Origin of the sequence: Bacillus halotolerans (assembly GCF_004006435.1) — a bacterium.
In the GTDB taxonomy this organism is placed as follows: domain Bacteria; phylum Bacillota; class Bacilli; order Bacillales; family Bacillaceae; genus Bacillus; species Bacillus halotolerans.
This window is the reverse complement of sequence record NZ_CP029364.1, coordinates 1,701,130-1,723,891: the sequence shown is the minus strand read 5'-3', so window position 1 is coordinate 1,723,891 and position 22,762 is coordinate 1,701,130. Positions and strand designations below refer to the sequence as shown.

General features: G+C 45.0%; 22 protein-coding genes and 1 pseudogene. 17 read left to right on the top strand and 6 right to left on the bottom strand.

The genetic code is table 11. The features are described 5' to 3' along the window. Window positions 1-39: 39 nt before the first annotated feature. Both DIC78_RS08635 and natR read right to left on the bottom strand, forming a co-directional pair. Window positions 40-996, bottom strand: a complete 957-nt coding sequence (locus DIC78_RS08635) for a two-component system sensor histidine kinase NatK (RefSeq protein ID WP_106021204.1) — start codon at window positions 994-996, stop codon at window positions 40-42. 12 nt (window positions 997-1,008) lie between these two features. Continuing rightward, window positions 1,009-1,710, bottom strand: a complete 702-nt coding sequence (gene natR / locus DIC78_RS08630; RefSeq protein WP_024120110.1) for a two-component system response regulator NatR — start codon at window positions 1,708-1,710, stop codon at window positions 1,009-1,011. Between the two features lie 143 nt (window positions 1,711-1,853). On the opposite strand from natR, the gene natA reads away from it, so the two are divergent. The 3 genes from natA to DIC78_RS08615 all read left to right on the top strand — a co-directional run bounded on the left by natA (window position 1,854) and on the right by DIC78_RS08615 (window position 4,823). Next, window positions 1,854-2,594 (top strand): sodium ABC transporter ATP-binding protein NatA, encoded by a 741-nt coding sequence (natA, locus tag DIC78_RS08625; protein ID WP_059292022.1) that lies wholly within the window; start codon window positions 1,854-1,856, stop codon window positions 2,592-2,594. After that, window positions 2,595-3,755, top strand: a complete 1,161-nt coding sequence (locus DIC78_RS08620) for an ABC transporter permease (protein WP_106021206.1) — start codon at window positions 2,595-2,597, stop codon at window positions 3,753-3,755. Window positions 3,756-3,890: 135 nt separating this feature from the next. Beyond that, window positions 3,891-4,823, top strand: a complete 933-nt coding sequence (locus DIC78_RS08615) for an aldo/keto reductase (RefSeq protein ID WP_127696063.1) — start codon at window positions 3,891-3,893, stop codon at window positions 4,821-4,823. Between the two features lie 37 nt (window positions 4,824-4,860). Here DIC78_RS08615 and DIC78_RS08610 read toward each other — a convergent pair whose 3' ends face one another. Together DIC78_RS08610 and DIC78_RS08605 are read right to left on the bottom strand one after the other, a co-directional pair. Next, complete coding sequence (locus DIC78_RS08610) at window positions 4,861-5,925, bottom strand: DUF4352 domain-containing protein (protein WP_101865318.1); 1,065 nt, start codon at window positions 5,923-5,925, stop codon at window positions 4,861-4,863. Window positions 5,926-5,948: 23 nt separating this feature from the next. Next, window positions 5,949-6,079, bottom strand: a pseudogene (locus tag DIC78_RS08605) (hypothetical protein). A 164-nt stretch (window positions 6,080-6,243) separates the two neighbouring features. On the opposite strand from DIC78_RS08605, the gene DIC78_RS08600 reads away from it, so the two are divergent. Beyond that, window positions 6,244-7,665: a YcdB/YcdC domain-containing protein gene (locus DIC78_RS08600; protein WP_127696921.1), complete on the top strand. Its 1,422-nt coding sequence runs from the start codon at window positions 6,244-6,246 to the stop codon at window positions 7,663-7,665. Window positions 7,666-7,850: 185 nt separating this feature from the next. After that, window positions 7,851-9,212 carry a YcdB/YcdC domain-containing protein gene (locus tag DIC78_RS08595; RefSeq protein ID WP_095714478.1) on the top strand — a complete coding sequence of 454 codons (1,362 nt, stop codon included), beginning with the start codon at window positions 7,851-7,853 and terminating at the stop codon, window positions 9,210-9,212. 5 nt (window positions 9,213-9,217) lie between these two features. Here the strand turns inward: DIC78_RS08595 and DIC78_RS08590 are convergent, their stop codons facing one another. Beyond that, the gene (locus tag DIC78_RS08590) at window positions 9,218-9,721 is read right to left on the bottom strand and encodes a peptidoglycan L-alanyl-D-glutamate endopeptidase CwlK (RefSeq protein ID WP_024120117.1); all 504 of its coding nucleotides are present in this window, start codon (window positions 9,719-9,721) and stop codon (window positions 9,218-9,220) included. A gap of 120 nt (window positions 9,722-9,841) precedes the next feature. Here DIC78_RS08590 and DIC78_RS08585 point away from each other — a divergent pair, with 120 nt between their 5' ends. The 6 genes from DIC78_RS08585 to znuB all read left to right on the top strand — a co-directional run bounded on the left by DIC78_RS08585 (window position 9,842) and on the right by znuB (window position 16,272). Next, window positions 9,842-10,963 (top strand): response regulator aspartate phosphatase, encoded by a 1,122-nt coding sequence (locus DIC78_RS08585; RefSeq protein ID WP_127696062.1) that lies wholly within the window; start codon window positions 9,842-9,844, stop codon window positions 10,961-10,963. Between the two features lie 110 nt (window positions 10,964-11,073). Beyond that, window positions 11,074-11,850, top strand: a complete 777-nt coding sequence (locus tag DIC78_RS08580) for an SDR family oxidoreductase (protein WP_106021212.1) — start codon at window positions 11,074-11,076, stop codon at window positions 11,848-11,850. Between the two features lie 26 nt (window positions 11,851-11,876). Then, on the top strand, window positions 11,877-13,565 hold the full coding sequence (locus DIC78_RS08575) for a glycoside hydrolase family 13 protein (RefSeq protein ID WP_127696060.1): 1,689 nt from the start codon (window positions 11,877-11,879) through the stop codon (window positions 13,563-13,565). A gap of 191 nt (window positions 13,566-13,756) precedes the next feature. Further along, window positions 13,757-14,719 (top strand): metal ABC transporter substrate-binding protein, encoded by a 963-nt coding sequence (locus DIC78_RS08570; RefSeq protein ID WP_106021216.1) that lies wholly within the window; start codon window positions 13,757-13,759, stop codon window positions 14,717-14,719. A 57-nt stretch (window positions 14,720-14,776) separates the two neighbouring features. Continuing rightward, complete coding sequence (gene znuC, locus DIC78_RS08565; protein WP_024120122.1) at window positions 14,777-15,472, top strand: zinc ABC transporter ATP-binding protein ZnuC; 696 nt, start codon at window positions 14,777-14,779, stop codon at window positions 15,470-15,472. Then, on the top strand, window positions 15,430-16,272 hold the full coding sequence (znuB, locus tag DIC78_RS08560; protein ID WP_024120123.1) for a zinc ABC transporter permease ZnuB: 843 nt from the start codon (window positions 15,430-15,432) through the stop codon (window positions 16,270-16,272). Before znuC ends, znuB begins: the two co-directional genes overlap by 43 nt. A gap of 40 nt (window positions 16,273-16,312) precedes the next feature. On the opposite strand, the gene DIC78_RS08555 is transcribed toward znuB, so the two are convergent. Further along, window positions 16,313-17,308: an LLM class flavin-dependent oxidoreductase gene (locus DIC78_RS08555; protein ID WP_095714472.1), complete on the bottom strand. Its 996-nt coding sequence runs from the start codon at window positions 17,306-17,308 to the stop codon at window positions 16,313-16,315. A gap of 287 nt (window positions 17,309-17,595) precedes the next feature. On the opposite strand from DIC78_RS08555, the gene DIC78_RS08550 reads away from it, so the two are divergent. From DIC78_RS08550 to DIC78_RS08525, 6 genes are all read left to right on the top strand, one after another. Next, window positions 17,596-18,195 carry a TerD family protein gene (locus DIC78_RS08550; protein WP_010332925.1) on the top strand — a complete coding sequence of 200 codons (600 nt, stop codon included), beginning with the start codon at window positions 17,596-17,598 and terminating at the stop codon, window positions 18,193-18,195. 22 nt (window positions 18,196-18,217) lie between these two features. Next, window positions 18,218-18,799: a TerD family protein gene (locus tag DIC78_RS08545; RefSeq protein WP_010332926.1), complete on the top strand. Its 582-nt coding sequence runs from the start codon at window positions 18,218-18,220 to the stop codon at window positions 18,797-18,799. 35 nt (window positions 18,800-18,834) lie between these two features. Continuing rightward, window positions 18,835-19,413: a TerD family protein gene (locus tag DIC78_RS08540; RefSeq protein ID WP_010332927.1), complete on the top strand. Its 579-nt coding sequence runs from the start codon at window positions 18,835-18,837 to the stop codon at window positions 19,411-19,413. 51 nt (window positions 19,414-19,464) lie between these two features. Next, the gene (locus DIC78_RS08535) at window positions 19,465-20,238 is read left to right on the top strand and encodes a TerC family protein (RefSeq protein ID WP_024120125.1); all 774 of its coding nucleotides are present in this window, start codon (window positions 19,465-19,467) and stop codon (window positions 20,236-20,238) included. A gap of 62 nt (window positions 20,239-20,300) precedes the next feature. Further along, entirely contained in the window at window positions 20,301-21,461 is a 1,161-nt protein-coding gene (locus tag DIC78_RS08530) for an HpcH/HpaI aldolase/citrate lyase family protein (protein ID WP_106021220.1), read from the top strand. Continuing rightward, window positions 21,451-22,761: a phosphoribosyltransferase family protein gene (locus DIC78_RS08525; protein ID WP_127696920.1), complete on the top strand. Its 1,311-nt coding sequence runs from the start codon at window positions 21,451-21,453 to the stop codon at window positions 22,759-22,761. The genes DIC78_RS08530 and DIC78_RS08525 overlap by 11 nt, the downstream gene beginning before the upstream one ends. The last annotated feature ends 1 nt before the right edge of the window (window position 22,762 follow it).

Here is a 22,762-nt window from a genome sequence, read left to right as displayed (position 1 = left end):
GAACAAAAAACCTTGAAAAGCCAAGCTTTTCAAGGTTTTTTATTTTTGGAACGGAATTTTGATTTCTAAACGGAAGACAGGGTGGCGATATGTGAAATCAAGCTTGCCAAAAGCTTGGTTCACCAGCTTTTGGATCACATAAGTGCCGATTCCTTCATGAGTGCCGCTTTTCGTCGTATGGCCGAATGACTGATACAGTGTATCGAGCACTTTCGGTTCCATGCCGGGTGTCGTATTTTCACAAATCAGCACATAAAGCCCGCTTCGCAGTGTTGTCTCCAGCTTGATCTCCGCTTTCTCAGGGGCCTCTGCAGCGCTGTCGAGCGCATTTTCTAATATGTTGCCGGCCAGGCTGACCTGATCAGCGGGAGAGAAAGGGAGGGAAGAAAGCGGTGTATGCAAATGCAGTGAAACGTTCACATTCGAAGCGTTTGCTTTTTCCAGAAAGTCATACAGCACCCCTGCGATGTACGCACTCTCTCCTTTCAAAAACCGGTCATATTGACTGTACTGGCCCGCCCAATGTTTTATGTATGTTTGTGTGTCCGGCTCTGACTGCGCCGAGCTGAGCGCTGTGATATGCTTCATTGTATCGTGATTCCGGCTCCTGACATCCATCAGCATTCGATTGGCGTGCTGTTCAGCCTGAGTCAGCCGATCGATTTGTTCAAAAAGCTTTGTCAGCGAGCGGCACAGCCCGATGCGGAGCCATTCACACGTTGCGAATATCACAATCACAAGCAGCAGTGCCAATCCAGAGGGGGCGATCAGCAAAAACGCCGCCGACAGAATGTGAATCACGGCGATACATGAATAGAGCTGAAGCGGACAGCGATCCCGCATAGGCTTCGTTTTCCATATGTATAAAACCGCTGCCGCCGCGCCTAAAGCAGCGGCGAGCCAAGAAACGGCTGTGCTGTTCGATAGAATGGCAGCCGACTGATAAAATAGGAAACTGAATAAAAACAAATAAAGACATTGAAACAGAGTTATCACAACCTGCGCTCCTCAAAAATAATAGTTTTGAAAATAATCAAGCTGCTGCTTGGTAATCATCGCTTTTTTAGATGTTCCCTCAAACGAAACCGTAAACGAATGCTTCGTATAAGCGGAAAAATGCTTAATGTAATGAATGTTGATAATAAAGGAGCGGTGCGAACGAAGAAAATCCTTCTCCGGCAGATCGCCTTTAATATCGTTTAATGTTTGATACGTTTGCACTTCTTCAGCTGTTGTCACAATCGTTGTCGACCGTCCTGTGCGTTCGGCGAAAATGATATCCTTCTTTTGCAGCACATGCATTTTAGATTTTTGTTTAATCAAAATCCGCCCGTTCAAGCTCGTTTCCGTTTTCTTTTTGAAATAACGTTCGAAGGAAGAGCTGAGACGATCGGCGTGGTACGGCTTCATAATATAGTCGTGGACGTTCAGATCAAATGCGTGAACCGCATAGCCGCTGTTGCCGGTGACGAAAATCACATCCACATCCAGCGAATGAGATCTGATTAAATCCGCCAGCTCGTAGCCTGACATGTGAGGCATCTCAATATCGGCAAGCAGAAGATCAATGTCCCCGTTCTTCACCCGGCTGTAAGCTTCCTCCGCCGAATCGGTTGCAAAGACAATTTCGACATCCTGCATTCTGGACACGATTGCTTCCAGCTTCTCTAAATCTACTCGATAATCATCGACTAGTCCGACTTTTACCATTATCATTCCCCTAGTTAAATAGAATCATCTTTATTTTATCCCATTTCGCGACATAAAAAGAACTCTTCGCGACAACTTTATCCAACAAATCCAGCTTTTCGTATATAGTCATTACTAGAAATAACGAAAAGGGAGATTGTGACATGATTACACTGACGGATTGCAGCCGCAGGTTTACAGATAAGAAAAAAGTAGTCAAAGCTGTGCGTGATGTAAGCTTAACGATTCAAAAAGGAGAAGTCGTCGGCATTCTCGGAGAAAACGGAGCCGGCAAAACAACGATGCTGAGAATGATCGCGACCCTGCTTGAACCGACACAGGGCACGATCGCAGTAGACGGCTTTGACACGGCCAAGCAGCCGGCGGAGGTCAAGAAACGAATCGGCGTCTTATTCGGGGGAGAAACAGGACTCTATGACCGGATGACTGCAAAAGAAAATTTACAGTACTTTGGCCGGCTGTACGGGCTGAACCGCCACGAAATCAAAGCGAGAATTGAAGATTTATCAAAACGGTTCGGCATGCGTGATTATATGGACCGGAGAGTGGGCGGGTTTTCAAAAGGAATGAGGCAGAAAGTCGCCATTGCCAGGGCGCTGATTCACGATCCGGATATCATTTTATTTGACGAGCCGACGACAGGACTAGATATTACGTCAAGCAATATCTTCCGTGAATTTATTCAGCAGCTGAAAAGAGAACACAAAACCATCCTGTTCTCCAGCCACATTATGGAGGAGGTACAGGCGCTCTGTGACAGTGTCATTATGATGCACAGCGGAGAGGTCATTTACAGAGGAGCACTTGAAACACTATACGAGAGCGAACGCAGCGACGATTTGAACTACATCTTTATGTCTAAGCTGGTCAGGGGGATTTCATAAATGGTAGGACAGATTTATAAAAAAGAGATGATCGATGCATTACGGGACAGAAAAACAATTTTACTGACGATCTTGGTTCCGATGATTACGATGCTGGGCCTTGTGTTTTTCTACGAAAGCATGCTTTCGGACAAAGGGGAGCAGTACACGATCGCTGTCGGCCAGCCCCTGCCGTCTGAGCTGGAACATAAGCTGAATGCGATTGACGAAATCAGTGTAAAGACATTCGCAAAACCTGAACAGGCGGTCGATGACGGCAAAGCGGATGTGTATCTGAACGTCCCGAAAGAGTTTGATTCTTATATCACCAGTATGACATCTTTTGAGGTTGACGTTTATGGCAGCTCGGTCGATCAAGGTTCATCAAATGCTATGCAGCTTGTGCAATCTGCCTTAGAGCAGTACAAAAATGAAATTGTGCAAGAACGTTTAACGAGTAAACATATTGACCACTCGGTGATCCAGCCGTTTTCGGTTCAGCAAAAAGAAGCAGATGAGGAGCAGGGCGTTTCCGCAATCATGCTTTCCGCCATTCTTCCGATGCTGCTTTTAACATCAATCGTTTCCGGTGCCATGCCGATCGCTCTTGATATTATTGCCGGAGAAAAGGACCGGAAATCCATAGAAGCGCTGCTGTTAACCCCGGTCAGCAGAAACAAAGTGTTAGTCGGCAAGTGGCTTGCGGTTTCTACCTTCGGGATAGCCTCTGGCGTATTGTCACTGATCTTTCTGATTCTGTGCACCGTCTTATTTACGGAAAAGTTAAGAACAGCCTTTCAGCTGGGAGATCACTTATGGGTCATTATCGGAGCTTCAGCCTTGATCATCGTGCTTTCTGCAATGCTGATCGCCGCAATGGAGCTTATGATCAGCATCATTTCCGGCACGGTAAAAGAAGCGCAGAGCTATATGTCTCTTGTCGTCTTTCTGCCTATATTCCCGATGTTTTTCATCTTCAATAAGGCGCCGAATCAAATCGATCTATCCTACTTTTTCATCCCATTCCTAAACCTGCACGCCTTATTTAAACAGCTGTTATTCGGGATGATAAGTCCGGCTGCCATTCTATACACGTGCGGAACCATCGTCGTGCTCATCGCCATTTTCTTTTTACTGGCCAGAGCCTGCTTCTTAAAAGACAAATGGGTTCTGCCAAAATAAACTTGCAAAAGGAGAAATACACTTTCTCCTTTTTGTGTATGCTGAAAAAAGAAGGAAAATAGAAAAAGGATATCTAATACAGAAAGTGGAACCTGCGCTATTTTTCATCAAATCATTTCGGAAGGAGAAGGGACAATGGATCAAACACGTGCACTTGGGCAAACGAATTTACAGGTGAAACGGATCGGATTCGGCGCAAATGCGGTCGGCGGGCATAATCTGTTTCCGAATCTGAATGATGAAACTGGCAAGGACTTGGTTCGCACGGCATTGGACGGCGGCGTGAACTTTATCGATACCGCCTTTATATATGGATTGGGGCGATCCGAAGAATTAATCGGTGAGGTCGTTCATGAACGCGGTGTCCGGGATCAGCTCATTATCGCCTCTAAAGGAGCCCATAAAGAAGTAAACGGCCGCATTGAATTAGACAACAGCCGGGACTTTCTTCGCGGCGAGGTGGAAAAGAGCCTAAAGCGGCTGAAGACAGATTACATCGATCTATATTATGTTCATTTTCCGGATGGCAAGACACCTCTTGCGGAAGTCGCGGGCACGCTGAAGGAACTGAAGGATGAAGGGAAAATCAAAGCGATCGGGGCTTCGAATCTCAATTATCAGCAATTGCAGGAATTTAATGCGGACGGCTATTTGGAGGTCTTTCAATCAGAATACTCTTTAATTCAGCGTGATGCTGAGAAGGAGCTGCTCCCATACTGTGAAAAACACGGGATTTCCTTTATTCCGTACTTCCCGCTCGCATCCGGGCTGCTGACCGGAAAGTTTACAATAGATGAAGCCTTTGACGACACTCGAAAGGACAAGCCGCAATTCCAGGGAGACACCTTTATTCAAAACCTGAAAAAAGTGGACAAGCTCAAAGCGGTAGCTGAGGAAAAGAATGCGGAAACGGCTCATGTCGCCTTGGCTTGGCTGTTAACGAGACCGGCTGTAGACGCCATCATCCCAGGTGCTAAGCGCCCGGAACAGCTGAAGGCTAACCTGAAAACCTTAGATGTTGAACTGACGGATGATGAAGCAGATTTCATCAGCAGGATTTTTAAATAAAAAAGGAAATAGCCACAGGGCTATTTCCTTTTGATGTTTATTCTTTAATGAATGCTTCAACTAATTCTGCTGCTCTGTAATCGTCCATATCAAGCTGCCACTGGTCGATGTCATTTTTCTTCATTTTCACTTCAACTGTTTTTTCACTTGAAGCCGGGCCAAGCTTTTTGAACTCTTCTGGATAGACTTGAAGCGCATATTTTACAGCATCTTCATAGCTCGCACCTGAATTCTTGCTGTAGTAGTCTTTCATTCTGTCCTCGATGCGGTCGGAGAGAGAAGAAGCGTCGACTGGTTTAATTGTAGCTTCTACAATGGCTTCATCTTTTGAGATAGAAGTTGTTTTCGCTTGAATCGATGAGTTTTTGCTTAATCCCGCTTTAATGCCGTTCACGATATTATCAAGCGCTTTGCTGTCCGCATATGTGCTTGAAAGGCCTGATGCTGAGAGGTAGCCGTCTTTTGCTGACTCGTTAAAGTCGTTCACAATCTCATTTTTGTTAGCGCCGGTGATTTTTTCGAAATCTTTGTTATCTTTACCGAAAAGAAGGACATCTATATATGCCGATAAAGCTTTCGCAGAGTCTTGGAGCTGATCTGCTGTCGCAAGGATTTTTTTGTCTTTTCCATCAATTTTGAATGTAACTGATTTTGGCTTCTTATCACCGTAAGATTCCGGTGTATAATTCAGCTCGTATTTTTCGCCTTTATCTACAACGAAGAAAAGATTTCCTTCAACGGATTTGTCAGTGTTAATCGTGCTGCCCTGCAGCTTTTCGTTATAGTCTTCAGGATCTGTGTCAGACATTTTGGTATCACCCTGATACAAAGTGAAATCCATATTGTCTACATTAAGCGGTTCTTTCCCTGTGTTTTTCACAGCGACATTTACCTTTAACACGAGCTGATCATCTGAAGTTGACTTATCATACTGAGACGGAAGTGTATAAGAGACATCTTTGATCTTAACTTGAGCTATATCTGCGCTTTTTTCTGTTTCTGAATTTTTCTTCTCCGCGCTTGTTTTACTTCCGGAACAAGCAGCTGTAAACAGCATCAGCAGGAGAACAAGGAAAACAGCGTACGTTTTTTTCTGAAACATTCATTTTTCCTCCTCAAATGGTTTTAGGAAAGGGGAGCCTTTTGTCTTTGAGAATTGGATCTTTTTGAATGGATTGACATCATGCAGCCAAAAAAATCGGTTCTTTTCTCACGGTTTTACCCAGATTTCTGGAAACTCCGTCCTTCTTTGCGATTGATGACCTATAAAAAGTTGCAACGGAATTAATTTTAAGATTATTAGCTTTTATATTGAATAGGTTCATCATACTATTTTTGGTGAAAAATGTTCTGGTAAAACTGGAAAACACAGAAATTTGTGTATATTAGACTATTACTTTGTGATCAGTCGAAGGGTGACATTCGAACGAAGAAGGGGGCCGCCTTGGTGAAAAAAGAGGAATTGAAACAAAAAGCACTGGAAATCGGCCGTGTTCCGACACACTTAAAGCTGGAAATTGAAGATTATGGTGATGAACGGAAAAGGTCGTATTTTTGCTGGATAGATCCGCAGGATGAACACAAAGGGATCATCGTAGAGCTTGGACCGGACGGACAGCTGGAAGGGCTTTCTCGTGATATTGAGCTTGAAAGCGATGAGAAGCTGTCCGAAGACCAAATAGAGGATATCTTGATTCAGTTCGTGAACTCTCATTATCCTGAAGTTCCGTCTGCATTTGTCCGTGAAGAAAATGATGAGGCGTATGATGATAAAGTAAGGTTTTCATATGTTCAAATGGAAGACGGGCTGCCGCTTCCTATGAGCGGATTTATGGCTGATGTCTCCTTATCAGGGGAGGTGGTGTATTTTCGGTATTACGGGAAAGCGTGCAATATAATCAAGCCGGAACAGGTCGCAGATGAAAAAGAAGCACTGGCTTATTTCAAGAAAGATGTAGATGTCACTCTCCTGTTTGAGATCCTTCATCGCTCTGTCTACAAAAACGGAGACGATCAGCCGCATTTGGTGTATGAGTTTGAAAACGCGGGCATTGCTGTGCCTGCTGATTTGGTCCGAGAAGAAAAAGAATTTGATGATGACGATTACAGGGAGCGGGAAAGCTTTCCTCTCCCTTTATTCGAGGGCATTCACGAAAAGGCCGATCCTGGCAGCATGATCGGGGTCGAAAAAGGCTTAGTCAAAGAGCGGGAAACGGATCTAGGGGATGGGAGAATCGGGGTCGTCTGGCGGAATCCGGATAATCCTGTGTATCAACCGGCGGATAAAAGCATGGACAGCTGGTTAAGAGGACGGATTCACCAAATGCTGAAAACCATCCATAACAAAGAAACCGGAAAACTTGAAGGTGTTATGTCGTTTATAGACGAAAAAGGGCCGTATACCGTAAGCGAGGAAGAGTGCGAAAAAATCGCCATTCGTTTTCTGTTTGCGTTGTTTCCGAATGCTGATCAATATTTTAAGATCAAATACGCTGAACAGGATGAAGAAAGCTCGTCAGCCGTCTTTACGTTTGACGTGCACTGTAACGGAGTTCCGCTTCGGTTTGGGCAGGTCAAAATCTGCGTCAGCCGCCAGACAGGACTTATTACCGTTTACATGGGACCGGACATTGACCCTGAAGTGCTCCAAGCGATTGACCCTGTTCCATCCATTTCACCGGAACAAGCCAAGTCTATCTTTTGGCGCCATTTTAAAGTCGAGCTTGGCTGGGAGAGAGAATACGAAGAAGATGAAGAAAACAGCTACCGGCTCGTCTACAACCCGGTATATCCGAGATTGATTGATGCCCATACTGGTCAGGCTGTCATAAGTGCATTGTAAAACAGTCAAAAGTCACACATTTTCGGCGTGTGTACTGGCTGATGTATGAAAAAAGTAATAGAAAGGATATGGAAACCCAGTTTCCTTAATAGAAAAGGACCTTTCTTCACTTTAAAAGAAGAAGGGTCTTTTTATATAATAAACAAGGTTCTCTTTGTCGTAGACTCTTTGAAAGGATGACTTCATTGGTAAACAAACAGCTGAAAAAGAAGGCGCAAGAGATCGGAAATGTACCGCCGCATTATGAGCTTGAGATCGAAGATTATGCTCAAAAACAAAAGAAGAAGGGGCATGCATACTTCATTTGGAAGGACCCCGAAGATCCGGAAAAGCAAATTATCGTAGAACTCTCGAACGACGGTGCTTTGCTCACATTTTCAACAGCCGCCGGCCTCGAGCAGGACAAAAAGCTCCCAGATGCCGAGCTGAAGCTGACAGCTCTTCAGTTTGCCGCAGCCCACCATCCGGCCACATTTATGAAATTTCATTTTCAAGCCAAGGAAGAACGAGGGCATCACATCCGGTTTGTTTATACAAAAAAACAGCTGGGCCTCTCACTTCCTAATTCAGGATTTTTAATAGATATCACCCGCAGCGGACAGATTGTCCATTTTTTATATTACGGAGAAGGGAACAAAGCCGACATCCCAAAGGAATTCGTAGAGAAAGAGAAGGTCATTTCCCATTACGTCAATACCATGTCTTTACGGCTCATGTATGACGTCATTGATGATGAACAGTCGCCCAGACTCGTCTATGAACCGATTTTGCCCGGTTACAGCTATCCAGCGGATGTAGATGAAATCGTGCCTGACCAGCATATATCGGATGAAAGAACGGAAAACGGGGCGCCTCTCCCGCCGCTTGAAAAAAAAGAAGGAACCGATATATATGGAATGCTGGGATTTACCCCTGATATGAAAAAAGTCGGTGAAAAGGACTTCGGAGAGGAACTTGGAAGCACTTGGCGCAAAGGCAGTGCGCCGGAGCGAAAGGATTTAAGCATAGGAAGCTATTTTGCGACGAGAAATAAAAATACAATCAAAATGAAGACTGATAAAAAAACAGGAAAATTAAAAGCAGCTATTTCATTTATGGAACTACAGGGTTCTGCACATTACTCAATGGAAGAATGCCAAGAGACAGCGCTTCAGTTTTTGTACGCGCTCTATCCGAGAGCTGATGAGTTTTTCAGAGTGAATCCAATCCGAATCGATGAAAGAGGCAGGGTCCGCAATCATTTTTCTGTCTGGTATAAAGGAATACCGCTGCGGTTCGGTGCTGCCCGCATCATCGTCAACCCGGAAACAGGAAAAGTTGACGCTTTTATGGCTCCGGATATAGACCCAGAGCAATTAGAAACAATCAACCACAAACCGGATGTTTCAGCTGACGAAGCGAGAGAAGCATTTTTATCAGCGTTTGATGTGAAGCTGGAGTGGCAGCCTGATTTTTCAGCAGGCAGCCATCAGCATTATAAGCTTGTGTATAAGCCGATTTATCCTTCATATATTGATGCGCATAAAAGAAAAAAGAAGAGGCTGTGAGGTGTCTAGTCAGGAATCATCTGCAAGTGAGGGTAATCCTTGAACCGTTCCCAATCCCCGCCCCACTCAAATCCGAGTTTTTTAGCGATGGTGACGACCTCCAGCCAATCTGATTTCCCGTTTTGATTGCCGTCGTAATCCATATCCCATAAGATGCTGCCATCCTTTTTCTGAAGAGCGAAATCAATCGCCAAACCATAATTATGATACGATTCCCCTCCTTTTGCGTAGGTGACAATATTCCCTTTTTTTGTGCGTCCTTGCTTATATAATTCGTCTTGTTCCTTGAAGGATCTGAATCCTTCAGTAATCACGATCGAGATGCCTTTATTTGATGCGGCAGCCTTGAGGGTGTCGGCATTCTGCTTCACAATCGGATCAAGAGCGGAAGGAACAGGCCTGTCCTGCAGAGCGGTTTGAGCGTGCCATGCGTGCCGCACATATGAAAAACAAAGGTCCGCCACAAACAGGAGGCATAAGATGAAGGATGTTTTTGCTATTAATTTCATACCGGTCTCACTTTCTCATGAGGTGCTGAATGTTATGTTTTAAGCCATTGACTCTCTCTAAAAGAGAATAGCTATGATAAAATATAACATAAATAGTAGCAGGAGGAAGGAGGCAGATCATTGAGAGCAAAGATTCCATCTGAAGAAGTGGCGGTAAAACTAAACGAATGGTACAAACACATTCGTGCGTTTGAAGCAGATAAAGCAGAAGCGTTAAAGCAGGAGATCGAGTACGAATTAGAAGATATGGAAGAAAATCAGGATTTGCTATTATATTTTTCTTTGATGGAATTTCGGCATCGGATTATGCTGGACAAGCTGATGCCGGTGAAAGACAGCGACACCGAGCCTCCGTTCTCTGACATGCTGAACGAAATTGAAAGCAATCAGCAAAAACTGACGGGCTTATTAGAATATTATTTTTACTATTTCAGAGGGATGTACGAATTTAAGCAGAAAAATTTCATTTTAGCCATCGATCATTATAAGCACGCCGAGGAAAAGCTGGAGTATGTGGAAGATGAGATTGAAAAAGCTGAATTTCTTTTTAAGGTCGCAGAAGTGTATTATCACATCAAACAAACGTATTTTTCGATGAATTATGCAAGTCAGGCGCTTGATATCTATACGAAATACGAACTGTACGGCCGCCGCCGTGTGCAGTGTGAATTTATCATTGCCGGAAATTTGACGGATGTCTACCATCATGAAAAGGCGCTCAAGCACCTGTGCAGCGCTTTGGATCATGCAAGGCAGCTTGAGGAAGCATATATGATTGCCGCCGCTCATTATAACGTAGGCCACTGTAAGTACAGCTTGGGAGATCTTAGCGAAGCGGAGGGCTATTTCAAGAAGGCCGCCGCCATTTTTGAAGAGCACAAATTTCAGCAGACCGTTCAAGCTGTATTTTCACTGACACATATCTACTGTAAAGAAGGAAAATACGACAAAGCAATAGAGACGTATCAACACGGGGTAAAAAGCGCGGCGGAATGGGCGGATGACATGTACTTAACAAAATTCCGCCTTATTCACGAGCTTTATCTGGGCAGCGGCGACAGGAAGGTACTCGAAGAATGCTTTGACCTTCTCGAATCCCGCCAGCTTCTCGCTGATGCAGAGGAGCTGCTGCTGGACGCGGCAGAACGCTTCAATCAGCAGCAAAATTATGAGTCCGCCGCTTTCTTTTATCGCAGGCTGATGAACATAAAAAAGACACTTGCCGAGCAGCGCTTCCAATAAGAGATGGCAGAGAACCGAATAGGTTCTCTGCTTTTTTTATGCTGTTTTCAACCCGGAAAAATGGGGTATTTTCCAGATACACAATGGAAAATCAGAGGAGGACATCATTTATGTATACAGATTTAATTGGAAAAACAGCCATCGTAACAGGCTCTTCAAAAGGAATCGGGAAAGCCATTGCGGAACGCTTTGGCCGCGAGAAAATGAATGTGGTGGTGAATTATCACAATGACCCGTCAGGAGCCGATGAAACAGTGGACATCATTAAGCAAAATGGAGGGAAAGCCGTCGCAGTCGAAGCGGACGTGTCAAAGGAAGAAGGGATTCAGGCGCTGATGGATGCCGCTTTAGGACACTTTGGCACGCTTGATGTAATGGTGAACAATTCAGGCTTCAACGGCACAGAAGCCATGCCGCATGAGATGAGCCTTGAAGATTGGCAAAGGGTCATTGATGTAAACGTAACGGGAACCTTTATGGGGGCAAAAGCCGCGCTCAATCACATGATGAAGAACAATATCAAAGGAAACGTGCTCAATATCTCAAGTGTTCATCAGCAGATTCCGCGCCCAGTCAATGTTCAATACTCAACTTCTAAAGGCGGCATCAAGATGATGACGGAAACGCTGGCGCTTAACTATGCAGACAAGGGAATTCGCGTTAACGCGATAGCACCGGGCACCATCGCCACAGAGTCCAACGTCGACACGAAAAAAGAAGAAAACAGACAAAAGCAATTGAAAAAAATTCCGATGAAAGCCTTCGGTAAACCGGAAGAAGTGGCGGCTGCAGCGGCTTGGCTCGTATCGGGAGAAGCGAGTTACGTCACTGGCACAACACTGTTTGTAGATGGCGGAATGACACTTTATCCGTCTCAGCTCGAGTAGAAAGAAAAAAACAGGGGGAGTGTGGGATGAAAAAAGACTGGTGGAAGGATGCAGTCGTTTATCAAATATATCCAAGAAGTTTTCAGGACAGTAATGGAGATGGGATCGGGGATTTGCGGGGAATGATTTCCCGGCTGGACTACATAAAGGAGCTTGGGGCAGATGTGATTTGGATATGTCCCATCTACCCTTCTCCAAATGTTGATTACGGTTATGATGTGACTGACCATAAGACGATTATGGAGTCTTACGGCACGATGGAGGATTTTCATGATCTGCTTGACGAGGTGCATCAGCGCGGCTTAAAGCTTGTCATGGATTTTGTCCTAAATCACACCTCAGTCGAGCATCCGTGGTTTAAAGAAGCGGAGCTGGACAAAAACAGCAAGTACCGCAGTTATTACTTTTGGCGCCCCGGAACCGAAGATGGCCCGCCGACAGACTGGGTGTCAGACTACGGACGTCCGGTTTGGCAATATGAGGAGCACACTGGCGAATATTATCTGCACATGAATGCCGTCAAACAAGCTGATTTAAACTGGGAAAACCCTGACATTCGCCAAGCGGTATATGACATGATGAAGTTTTGGCTCGATAAAGGGGTCGACGGCTTGCGTATAGACCAGCTTCATCTGATCTCAAAGAAAGAGTTCCTTCCTTCATATGAGGACTACGTCAATCAGTGTGCAGAACCGAAACCCTTCCAGCCGAACGGCGAACGCATCCATGACTATTTAAAAGAGATGACAGACGAAGTATTTTCACAATACGATGTCATGTCGGTCGGCGAGGTTGGCTCTGTCACACCGGAGGAAGGCTTGACATATACGGGAACGGATAAGCATGAACTGAATATGATTTTTCACTTTCAGCATATGGAGCTTGACCAGCAGCCGGGAAAAGAACATTGGGATCTGAAGCCCCTAAAGCTTTCTGATTTAAAATCTGTATTAACAAAGTGGCAGAAGACGCTTGAACATAAAGGCTGGAATACTCTGTTTTGGTGCAACCACGACCAGCCGCGGATCGTTTCCCGTTTCGGAGATGAAGAGAGATATCACAAAGAATCTGCGAAAATGCTTGCCACTGTCCTTTATTTTATGAAAGGCACGCCGTATATTTATCAAGGAGAAGAAATCGGCATGACAAACGCGCCGTTTACGAGAATTGAGGACTACAAAGATATCCAAACGATTAATATGTATCATAAACGGTTGTTTGAAAACGGCTATGATCCTGAAGAAGTGATGACTTCTATCTTGGCCAAAAGCCGGGATCACGCCCGGACGCCGATGCAATGGAGCAGCGGGAAGAATGCCGGATTCACGGACGGAACGCCATGGCTGAAGGTCAATCCGAACTATACATCCATCAATGCCGAGGAAGCGGAGGCAGACCCCGATTCCATTTTAGCCTATTACAAAAAGGTGATTAGCCTGAGAAAGCAGTATGCAGATCTCATAAAAGGAAGCTACGATCTCTTGCTCCCAGATGATCCGCAGCTGTTTGTATACGTCAGAGAGGACGGCCGGCAGAAGCTTTTGGCGGTGAATAATTTTTCAAAAGAGAAGGCTGTATTCCAATGGCCGGAGCGCTGCAGCAAGGATCAGGCGTCCCTTTTACTCAGCAATTATAAAAACAACGGTGATATTGCTGATGAAATGGTGTTTCAGCCTTACGAGAGCAGAGTATATCTTTTGAACACAAGAGAATAAGAAGTCAGCCCGGCGCAGTTTGCCGGGTTTTTCAGTACATATATCCGCGCTGCACGCGGGAAGAATAAAAACATAGCGTCAACATAAAATTAATCTTGCAAAACGTAATGACTTCGGTTTATTATTATTAAGGATTACAAAATCGTTATCATTTTGATTTAAAGTCATTGTGAAAAAGAGGGGATATCGTTATGTTTAAAAAATGGAGCGGTTTGTTTGTGATTGCAGCGTGCTTCTTATTGGTCGCGGCATGCGGCAACTCATCAACAAAAGGGTCAGCGGATTCAAAGGGTGATAAACTGCACATTGTCACGACGTTCTACCCGATGTATGAATTTACGAAACAAATTGTGAAAGATAAGGGCGATGTGGATCTTTTAATTCCGTCTTCTGTCGAACCGCACGACTGGGAGCCGACGCCGAAGGATATTGCAAGCATTCAGGACGCAGATTTGTTCGTTTATAATAGCGAATACATGGAAACTTGGGTTCCTTCAACTGAAAAAAGCATGGGCCAAGACCATGCGGTTTTCGTAAATGCGAGCAAGGGCATCGATTTAATGGAGGGCTCTGAAGAAGAACACGAACATGAACACGGAGATCACGAAGAGCATGAACACAGCCATGAAATGGACCCTCATGTATGGCTCAGCCCTGTTTTAGCGCAAAAGGAAGTTGAAAATATTACTGCGCAAATCGTGAAGCAAGACCCGGATAACAAAGAATACTATGAGAAAAATAGTAAAGAATATATTGCAAAACTGCAGGATCTTGATAAACTATATCGTACAACCGTAAAAAAAGCGGCGAAGAAAGAATTTATCACACAGCACACAGCTTTTGGCTATTTGGCAAAAGAATATGGCCTGACTCAGGTTCCGATTGCAGGGCTTTCTCCTGAACAAGAGCCGAGTGCAGCTGACTTAGCAAAACTGAAAACGTATGCCAAAGAGCATGACGTGAACATTATATATTTTGAAGAAATTGCATCCTCCAAGGTTGCAGATACACTGGCCAGTGAAATCGGCGCGAAAACAGAAGTGCTGAATACGCTGGAAGGCTTAAGCAAAGAAGAACAGGATAAAGGTATAGGGTACATCGACATCATGAAGCAAAACCTCGATGCCCTGAAAGATTCACTATTGGATAAATAAAAAGATAGTGTGCGCCGGAGGGTGCACACTATTTCTTTGTGAGAAAGGAAGATTGACATGAATCTCGTCTCATTGAAAGATATCGTTTTTGGCTATTCCCACACGCCTGTGTTGGATAAAGTATCTCTTGATATTGAAAGCGGCGAGTTTGTCGGCATCACAGGTCCAAACGGCGCTTCTAAATCAACGCTGATAAAAGTGATGCTCGGCATGCTGAAACCGTGGGAAGGCAAGGTAACAATCAGTAAAAAGAATGCAGAAGGAAAACGTCTGACTATAGGGTATGTCCCGCAGCAAATTTCTTCATTTAATGCAGGTTTTCCGAGCACCGTGCTTGAGCTTGTCCAATCCGGCCGGTACACAAAAGGGAAATGGTTTAAACGTTTGAATGAAGAAGATCATATCGAAGTAGAAAAAGCCCTGAAAATGGTGGAAATGTGGGAGCTTCGCCATCGGAAAATCGGTGACTTGTCGGGCGGCCAGAAGCAGAAAATCTGTATTGCCAGAATGCTTGCCAGCAATCCCGATCTCTTAATGCTGGACGAACCGACCACAGCGGTTGATTATGACAGCAGAAAAGGGTTTTACGAATTCATGCACCACTTGGTGAAAAATCACAATCGCACAGTTGTGATGGTCACTCATGAACAAAATGAAGTACAGCAATTTTTAGATAAAGTGATTCGATTAGAGAGAGGAGAAAAAGGCGGATGGAAATGTTTGACTTGGAATTCATGCGACGAGCTTTTCTAGCAGGCGGTATGATCGCCATCATGGCCCCGATTTTAGGGGTATATCTTGTGCTTAGAAGGCAGGCCTTAATGGCTGACACACTCTCGCATATTTCACTGTCGGGTGTTGCCATCGGCTTTTTCCTCAGCACCAATATTACCGCGGCGAGCATAGTCGTTGTGACCGTCGGCGCGGTCGGAATTGAATACATGCGGCGGGCATATCGGACATATTCGGAAGTGTCCATTGCCATCTTAATGGCGGCGGGTTTGTCCTTCGCGATGTTTTTAATCAGCCTTTCGAAAGGCGCCGCCAATATGAGCATTGATCAGTACTTATTCGGGTCGCTCGTGACGGTTAACCAGCAGCAGGTCTATATTATCGGCATCATTACATTGTTGATCCTGCTTTATTTTATCGTGCTGAAAAGGCCGCTCTACCTGCTGACATTTGATGAAGCAACAGCCAAAACGTCCGGAATCAATACAAACATTCTGTCGATGTCATTCAGCATTGTCACTGGTCTTGCGATCTCAGTTATTATTCCGATTATCGGCGTACTGCTCGTATCGGCACTGCTCGTATTGCCGGCAGCTTTCGCCATTAGAATCGCAAAAGGCTTTAACATGGTATTTATGTCAGCCATACTCATTTCCTTATTCAGTGTATTTATGGGACTGACATCATCTTATCAGCTCGGCACACCGCCAGGGCCTTCCATTACCCTGCTGTTAATTGTTCTGCTCCTGATCGGATTTGCAGTTCAGGGGATATGGACGTTTATCAAAAAAGAAACCCAGCGTAAAAAAGGGCACAGATAAAAATAAAAAGCAGTTTTTCCTTTGGGAAAAGCTGCTTTTTTTATAGAAATAACCCGGCAAGACGTTCATATGATTCTTTTTTCGCCTCAAAATCAAACACATTGCAAAGAACCATGATTTCATTTGTTTCATAGCGGTCCGCCAGCTCTAGAAGCTGCTGTTTTACAGTGCTTGGAGAACCGATGACCATGCGCTTTCTGTTTTCTCGTATTTGGTTTTTGTCTGATTCAGTATAGTGGTATGCTTTCGCTTCCTCAATGCTTGGCACTCTGCTGTCCAAGCCTTTCCCGACGCGAAGAAGCCACAAATCCTGGCTTAACGCGAGCTCCTCTGCCTCTTCATCTGTTTTTGCGCAAATGACAAAGATCGTAAACAGTGCGGCCGGAGATGTGAAATGGGCTGATGGCTGAAAGTTTTCACGATAGATACGAAACGCGCTTTCCCCTCGTTCAGGGTTGATAAAATGCCCAAACACATATCCGATTCCCTGATGGGCCGCTCGCCTTGCGCTGTTCTCCCCTAATCCAAGCACCCAAAGCTCCGGTGCTGTGTCAATAAGAGGAGCCGCTTTGATCCCGGCATACGGATGCCCGGCGGGAAGCGAATCGGTCAGAAAATAAGAGACATCCTGAAGCTGTCTGTTAAAATCGGTTAAGCTTTTTTTGATGCCGTCGGTTAGTGCGAGCCGGGTTTTTGTCGTTCCGCCCGGCGAACGCCCGAGGCCAAGGTCAATCCGGTTCGGATACAAGGCCTCAAGCTGGCGAAAGGTCTCGGCCACCTTAAACGGGCTGTACTGAGGCAGAAGCACACCGCCAGACCCGACACGAATCTTGTTTGTGTGAGCCGCGATACGGGCGATCATAATTTCCGGTGCCGTGCTTGCCAGTCCTTTCGTGCTGTGGTGTTCGGCAAACCAATAACGCTTATAGCCCCATTCTTCACTTCGTCCGGCCAGCTCGACCGAATGCTGAAGGGTTGTCACGGGGCTTTCTCCTTTAGAAACAGGTGCCTGATCAAGTATGCTTAAATGAATCAAAAGGCCGCTTCCTTTCCGTTGCTTTTTAGAATGTGATACAAGAATAGGCAAAATGACTCGCTCACGTCAAATGGTATGTTTAAGATCCGCCATTCATATGATTTGCAAAACATATATCAAATATGGGAGATTTTTTTCGAGGATTTTCGTCAATTATTCTTAACTTTTACGAAACTTTGATATAATAAAAAACGTATATATTAATAATTTACGGCATACTCAAGTTACGTTTGTACGTAAAAATAAATGTGACTATATTCACATTTCGATGATTAGGAGTGAATCGTGTGGCAATTTCTTTAGAAAAAGGTCAGCGAATTGATTTAACAAAAGGAAAAGCGGGTCTGTCAAAATTGATGGTCGGTCTCGGCTGGGACCCGGTTTCATCAGGCGGCGGCTTTTTTGGAAAGCTGCTCGGCGGAGGCGGACCAAATATTGACTGTGACGCATCAGTGCTGATGCTGGAAAACGGCAAATTCACTGATAAGAAAAATGTCATTTATTTTGGAAACCTGAAAAGCCGCTGCGGCAGTGTCAAGCACACAGGTGACAACCTGACAGGCGACGGAGCGGGCGATGATGAGCAGATTTTAATTGATTTGGCGAAAGTGCCTGCCAACATTAATAAGCTTGTATTTGTTGTGAATATTTATGATTGCGTGAGAAGAAAACAGGATTTCGGCATGATTCAAAATGCTTTTATCCGTGTTGTTGATCAATCGAATCATGAAGAAATGCTCAAATACAATTTGAAAGACAATTATGCCGGCAGAACAAGCCTGATTACGGCTGAAATCTACCGCCAGGACGGCGAGTGGAAATTCGCGGCGGTCGGCGAAGGCACAAACGATACGAGATTAGAAGATATTGTCAACCGGTACGTATAAAAGAAAAAGGAGTGGATGAAACATGGCAATTTCATTGGCAAAAGGACAAAAAGTAGATTTAACAAAAACAAATCCGGGTCTTTCAAAGGTTGTTGTCGGTTTAGGCTGGGATACGAATAAGTATGACGGCGGTCATGACTTTGACCTTGACTCAAGTGTATTTCTTTTAGATGCGTCTGGAAAATGCGCATCTCAAAATGATTTTATTTTCTATAACCAGCTTGAAGGCGGAAACGGTTCAGTTGTTCATTCAGGCGATAACCTGACAGGTCTTGGCGAGGGTGATGACGAGAATGTAAAAGTCAATCTCAGCGCCGTACCTGCGAATATCGACAAAATCTCATTTGTTATCACGATTCACGAAGCGGAAGCGCGCAGCCAAAACTTTGGACAAGTGTCAAACGCGTTTGTACGCATTGTCAATGAAGAAACAAATGAAGAGCTTATTCGTTACGATCTTGCGGAAGATTTCTCTATTGAAACGGCAATTATCGCTGGAGAGCTTTACAGACACAACGGCGAATGGAAATTCTCTGCTATCGGCTCAGGCTACCAAGGCGGTCTTGCCCGCATCGCAACAGACTACGGCTTGCAAGTCGGTTAAGACATATTACGAAGAGCAGAAAGGAGAGAGGCAGTATGGCCATTCAATTAGCAAAAGGACAGCGTGTTGACTTAACGAAAACAAATCCGGGACTCACAAAAGCGGTGATCGGTTTAGGCTGGGATACAAATAAGTACTCAGGCGGACACGATTTTGACCTGGATGCTTCAGCCTTTTTAGTGGATGCGCATGATAACTGTGTGAATGATCTCGATTTCGTCTTCTATAATAACCTTGAGCATCCGAGCGGCGGTGTCATCCATACGGGTGACAACCGCACCGGTGAAGGCGACGGAGATGATGAGCAGATCATCGTTGATTTTTCAAAAATCCCTGCTCACATTGAGAAAATCGGCATCACAGTTACAATTCATGACGCGGAAGCACGCAGCCAAAACTTTGGACAAGTGTCAAACGCGTTTGTACGCGTTGCAGATGAAGAGACTCAAAATGAGCTTCTTCGCTTCGATTTGGGAGAAGATTTCTCCATTGAAACAGCCGTTGTCGTATGTGAGCTGTACAGACACGGAAACGAGTGGAAGTTCAATGCGATCGGCAGCGGTTTTTCCGGCGGCCTTGCTTCATTATGCCGGAACTACGGTTTGCAGGTGTAAGCGAGTGACAAATAAAGCAGTCACCGTTTTCAATTAATAGGAGGAAAAAACTTGGAATTTTTACATCACATCATGTCTACGTATGCTTCATTTTTCGATTGGAAAATGTGGGGGGAAGTTCTGACTGATCCGGTTTCTTGGGGTCTGATCGGTTCCCTTGTTGTACTGGAAGGCCTTTTATCGGCCGATAACGCGTTAGTTCTTGCGGTTATGGTGAAACATCTTCCGGAAAAACAGCGTAAAAAAGCGTTAACGTATGGTTTATTCGGAGCGTACATTTTCCGATTTATATTCATCGGACTCGGTATGCTTCTCATTAAATTCTGGTGGATCAAAGTGCTTGGCGCGCTTTACCTGGCTTGGCTCGTCATTAAGCACTTCTGGATCGGCGAAAAAGAAGAGGAAGCAGACGGTATTAAGAAAAACTCTTGGATGGTCCGTACATTTGGTATCTTCTGGGCAACTGTTATTTCAGTTGAACTGATGGACCTTGCCTTTTCTGTGGACAGCATCTTGGCCGCGTTTGCGGTATCTGAAAAAGTATGGGTTCTTTTGATCGGCGGTATGCTGGGTATTTTAATGATGCGTACAGTCGCAAAAGTATTCCTTGTGCTGATCGATAAAATCCCTGAGCTTGAAAACACAGCATTCGTGTTAATCGGAATTATCGCGCTGAAAATGGCAGGGAGCGCTTTCCATTATGAAATGCCGCATTCTGTATTCTTCATTATCATTATCGCTGCATTTGCGGTAACATTTATCATTCACTATATCAACAAACAAAAGCAAGTGCGCGAACAAACAGCTGCGTCAAAAGAAGAATAAAACAAAACAAGGAGGGAGTTTCATGTCCTTCCTTTTTTGTTACAGAAAAGAGGGTGACTGGTTTGCGGTATTTCCACTATTTATCAGCGCGTCAAGAAGAGCATGTATTTTATCAAGTGCCGAAACAGGTCACGAAAGAGGCGCCTAAAAAATGGCTTGAACAAGCGCTGGGAGCCCTATTATATATGCCTGCAACCCGCCACGACATAGCCGCTATGATTACTGAACAAAAGTACGAGGATCTAACGTCCGTTGTTTTCTGCTTAGAGGATGCGATTGGGGATCATGAAGTCGAGCAGGCTGAACATAATCTCAACATTCAGCTTGAGCGCATAGAACAGGCGATTCAGCAAAACAAAATTGAACCGGATAATCTTCCGCTCATGTTTGTAAGGGTGCGTTCTCCGAAGCAGCTGCAGGAGCTGGCGGGCCGCTTGAAGCGCTTTCTTCATTTGTTAACCGGTTTTGTGTTTCCGAAATGTTCAGGAGTGAACGCCCGTGACTATGCGGAAACGGTGGAAAACATTTCTCGCGATATGAGAGCGCCGATTTATGGAATGCCGATTTTAGAAACGCCCGATTTGCTTTCTAAAGAGACGCGGCCGGAGGCTTTCGGAGAGCTGAGTGCGGTTCTGCATCAATATCAGGACTTGATTTTAAATGTGCGAATCGGTGCTACTGATTTGTGCGGGTTATACGGCATCCGGAGAAAGCCGGGGCAAACCATCTATGATATTCGCCTGATTTCCGATTTTATGGCGGATGTCATCAATTATTTCGGCCGGACGTTTGTCGTTTCTGGACCGGTCTGGGAATATTTCCAGACAGCGCAAAAGCCTCACCTTCTGTCAGCGCACCAGCCTTCTGAGCTGAATGAGCATGTCAAAGGTTTGGTGAAGGAAACAGAGCTTGATATCGCTAACGGGATTCACGGGAAAACGGTCATTCACCCGTCTCAGCTTAAAGCGGTAAACAGCCTGTATGTTGTATCAAAGGAAGACTATATGGATGCGTTAAGCATTATTCATCACGGAAACGGTTCAATCGGTGTGATGAAAAGCCATTTTTCCAACAAAATGAATGAGATGAAGCCCCATATGAAATGGGCTGAGAACATCATAATAAAATCAGAAATCTATGGGGTGTATCATGAAAACCGATCTTTCTCCGATTTGCTCAACGAACAGCAAAACACTTCAAATATTGGACAATATGGCGGTTGATCTGTCGGTCACTGACAATCCGCTTTCTATTCCGGAGCAAGTCTTATTTGAAATGGCGGCGCGTGTAAACAAAAAAAGGGGTTTTTTATTTGTCAGCAAAGTGCTGGGAAAGCATATTCCAGTTCATCCGCTGAAGCCGCTTTTGGCGTCAGGGCTGCTTGCTTTGGAGTACGCTGAACGAAAAACGGGCCGTGAGCTGAAGGAGAAGGCCGACATTCTGAACGGGTTTCTTTCAGGAACGGACAGCGGGCTTCGGGCTGCTTATCGAACGTTGCAAAAGCAGCGTATTGCACTAGAGGAAGCGCCGCTTGTGATCGGGTTTGCGGAAACGGCGACAGCCCTTGGACACGCGGTTTATGACTGCATTGAGAATGCGTCGTATGTCCATACAACACGTGAACTGATACGGAACAACGAGCCTTCCATTACCTTTGTCGAGGAGCACTCCCATGCGACCGACCAGCTATGCTATGCGGAACCTCATATGATCAACAACGATTGCCCGGTGATTCTCGTGGATGATGAAATCACGACAGGAAAAACCGCACTGCATATCATTCGGGATATACAATCGAAGTTCCCCCGCAAAGAATACGCTGTTTTGTCTTTATTGGATTGGTGCACTGAGGAGCACAAACAAGCTTATGCTGAAGCGGAACGGGAATTAGGGGTTACCATATCAACAACAGCTTTACTGTCTGGGCGCATTTCCTTTAAAGGAGAGCTTTTGTCAGAGTCCTCCTATGATTACAGACCGAAGCCGCAGGAATCAGCAATACACAGAACAGACATCGACTTGTCCGGCTTCTTTGCATCCTTACCTTATCAGCCGGCCATATTCGCAGACGAGCATTTTTATGTGAAGGAAACAGGGCGGTTTGGCTTAAAGGCGAGTGACAGGCAGGCGGTTCACGAGGCCTGCCGCCTAGCTGCGCAGCATGTGGAACAGTATCGGAAGGGGAGAAGAACGCTTGTGCTTGGAACGGGAGAGCTGATGTACATTCCTATGAAAATCGCAGCGCATCTTCAGGGCTCCATTTCCTATCACTCTACTACCCGCAGCCCGATTCACCCTGTTGTCAAAGCGGGCTATGCTGTGCAAAACGGTTATTCATTTATGAATCCCGAAGATGAGGCGGTTCGCCATTTTATCTATAACCTCCCCGCCGGAGCGTATGACGAGGTCTTTTTCTGTCTTGAAAAGACCGTTTCGGATGAGGCGTTACAGCCAATTTTTCATATATTCAAAGAAAAAGAAGTGCCGCATATCCACATTGTAACCCTTTCAGGAAAGGTGTGAT

Coding starts and splice junctions, on each gene's coding strand:
- DIC78_RS08540 (WP_010332927.1), top strand. CDS start 18,835: ATGGCCATTCAATTAGCAAAAGGACAGCGTGTTGACTTAACGAAAACA.
- DIC78_RS08525 (WP_127696920.1), top strand. CDS start 21,451: ATGGCGGTTGATCTGTCGGTCACTGACAATCCGCTTTCTATTCCGGAG.
- DIC78_RS08590 (WP_024120117.1), bottom strand. CDS start 9,721: ATGAAATTAATAGCAAAAACATCCTTCATCTTATGCCTCCTGTTTGTG.
- DIC78_RS08580 (WP_106021212.1), top strand. CDS start 11,074: ATGTATACAGATTTAATTGGAAAAACAGCCATCGTAACAGGCTCTTCA.
- DIC78_RS08610 (WP_101865318.1), bottom strand. CDS start 5,925: ATGTTTCAGAAAAAAACGTACGCTGTTTTCCTTGTTCTCCTGCTGATG.
- DIC78_RS08570 (WP_106021216.1), top strand. CDS start 13,757: ATGTTTAAAAAATGGAGCGGTTTGTTTGTGATTGCAGCGTGCTTCTTA.
- DIC78_RS08575 (WP_127696060.1), top strand. CDS start 11,877: ATGAAAAAAGACTGGTGGAAGGATGCAGTCGTTTATCAAATATATCCA.
- natA (WP_059292022.1), top strand. CDS start 1,854: ATGATTACACTGACGGATTGCAGCCGCAGGTTTACAGATAAGAAAAAA.
- znuB (WP_024120123.1), top strand. CDS start 15,430: ATGGAAATGTTTGACTTGGAATTCATGCGACGAGCTTTTCTAGCAGGC.
- znuC (WP_024120122.1), top strand. CDS start 14,777: ATGAATCTCGTCTCATTGAAAGATATCGTTTTTGGCTATTCCCACACG.
- DIC78_RS08620 (WP_106021206.1), top strand. CDS start 2,595: ATGGTAGGACAGATTTATAAAAAAGAGATGATCGATGCATTACGGGAC.
- DIC78_RS08615 (WP_127696063.1), top strand. CDS start 3,891: ATGGATCAAACACGTGCACTTGGGCAAACGAATTTACAGGTGAAACGG.
- natR (WP_024120110.1), bottom strand. CDS start 1,710: ATGGTAAAAGTCGGACTAGTCGATGATTATCGAGTAGATTTAGAGAAG.
- DIC78_RS08545 (WP_010332926.1), top strand. CDS start 18,218: ATGGCAATTTCATTGGCAAAAGGACAAAAAGTAGATTTAACAAAAACA.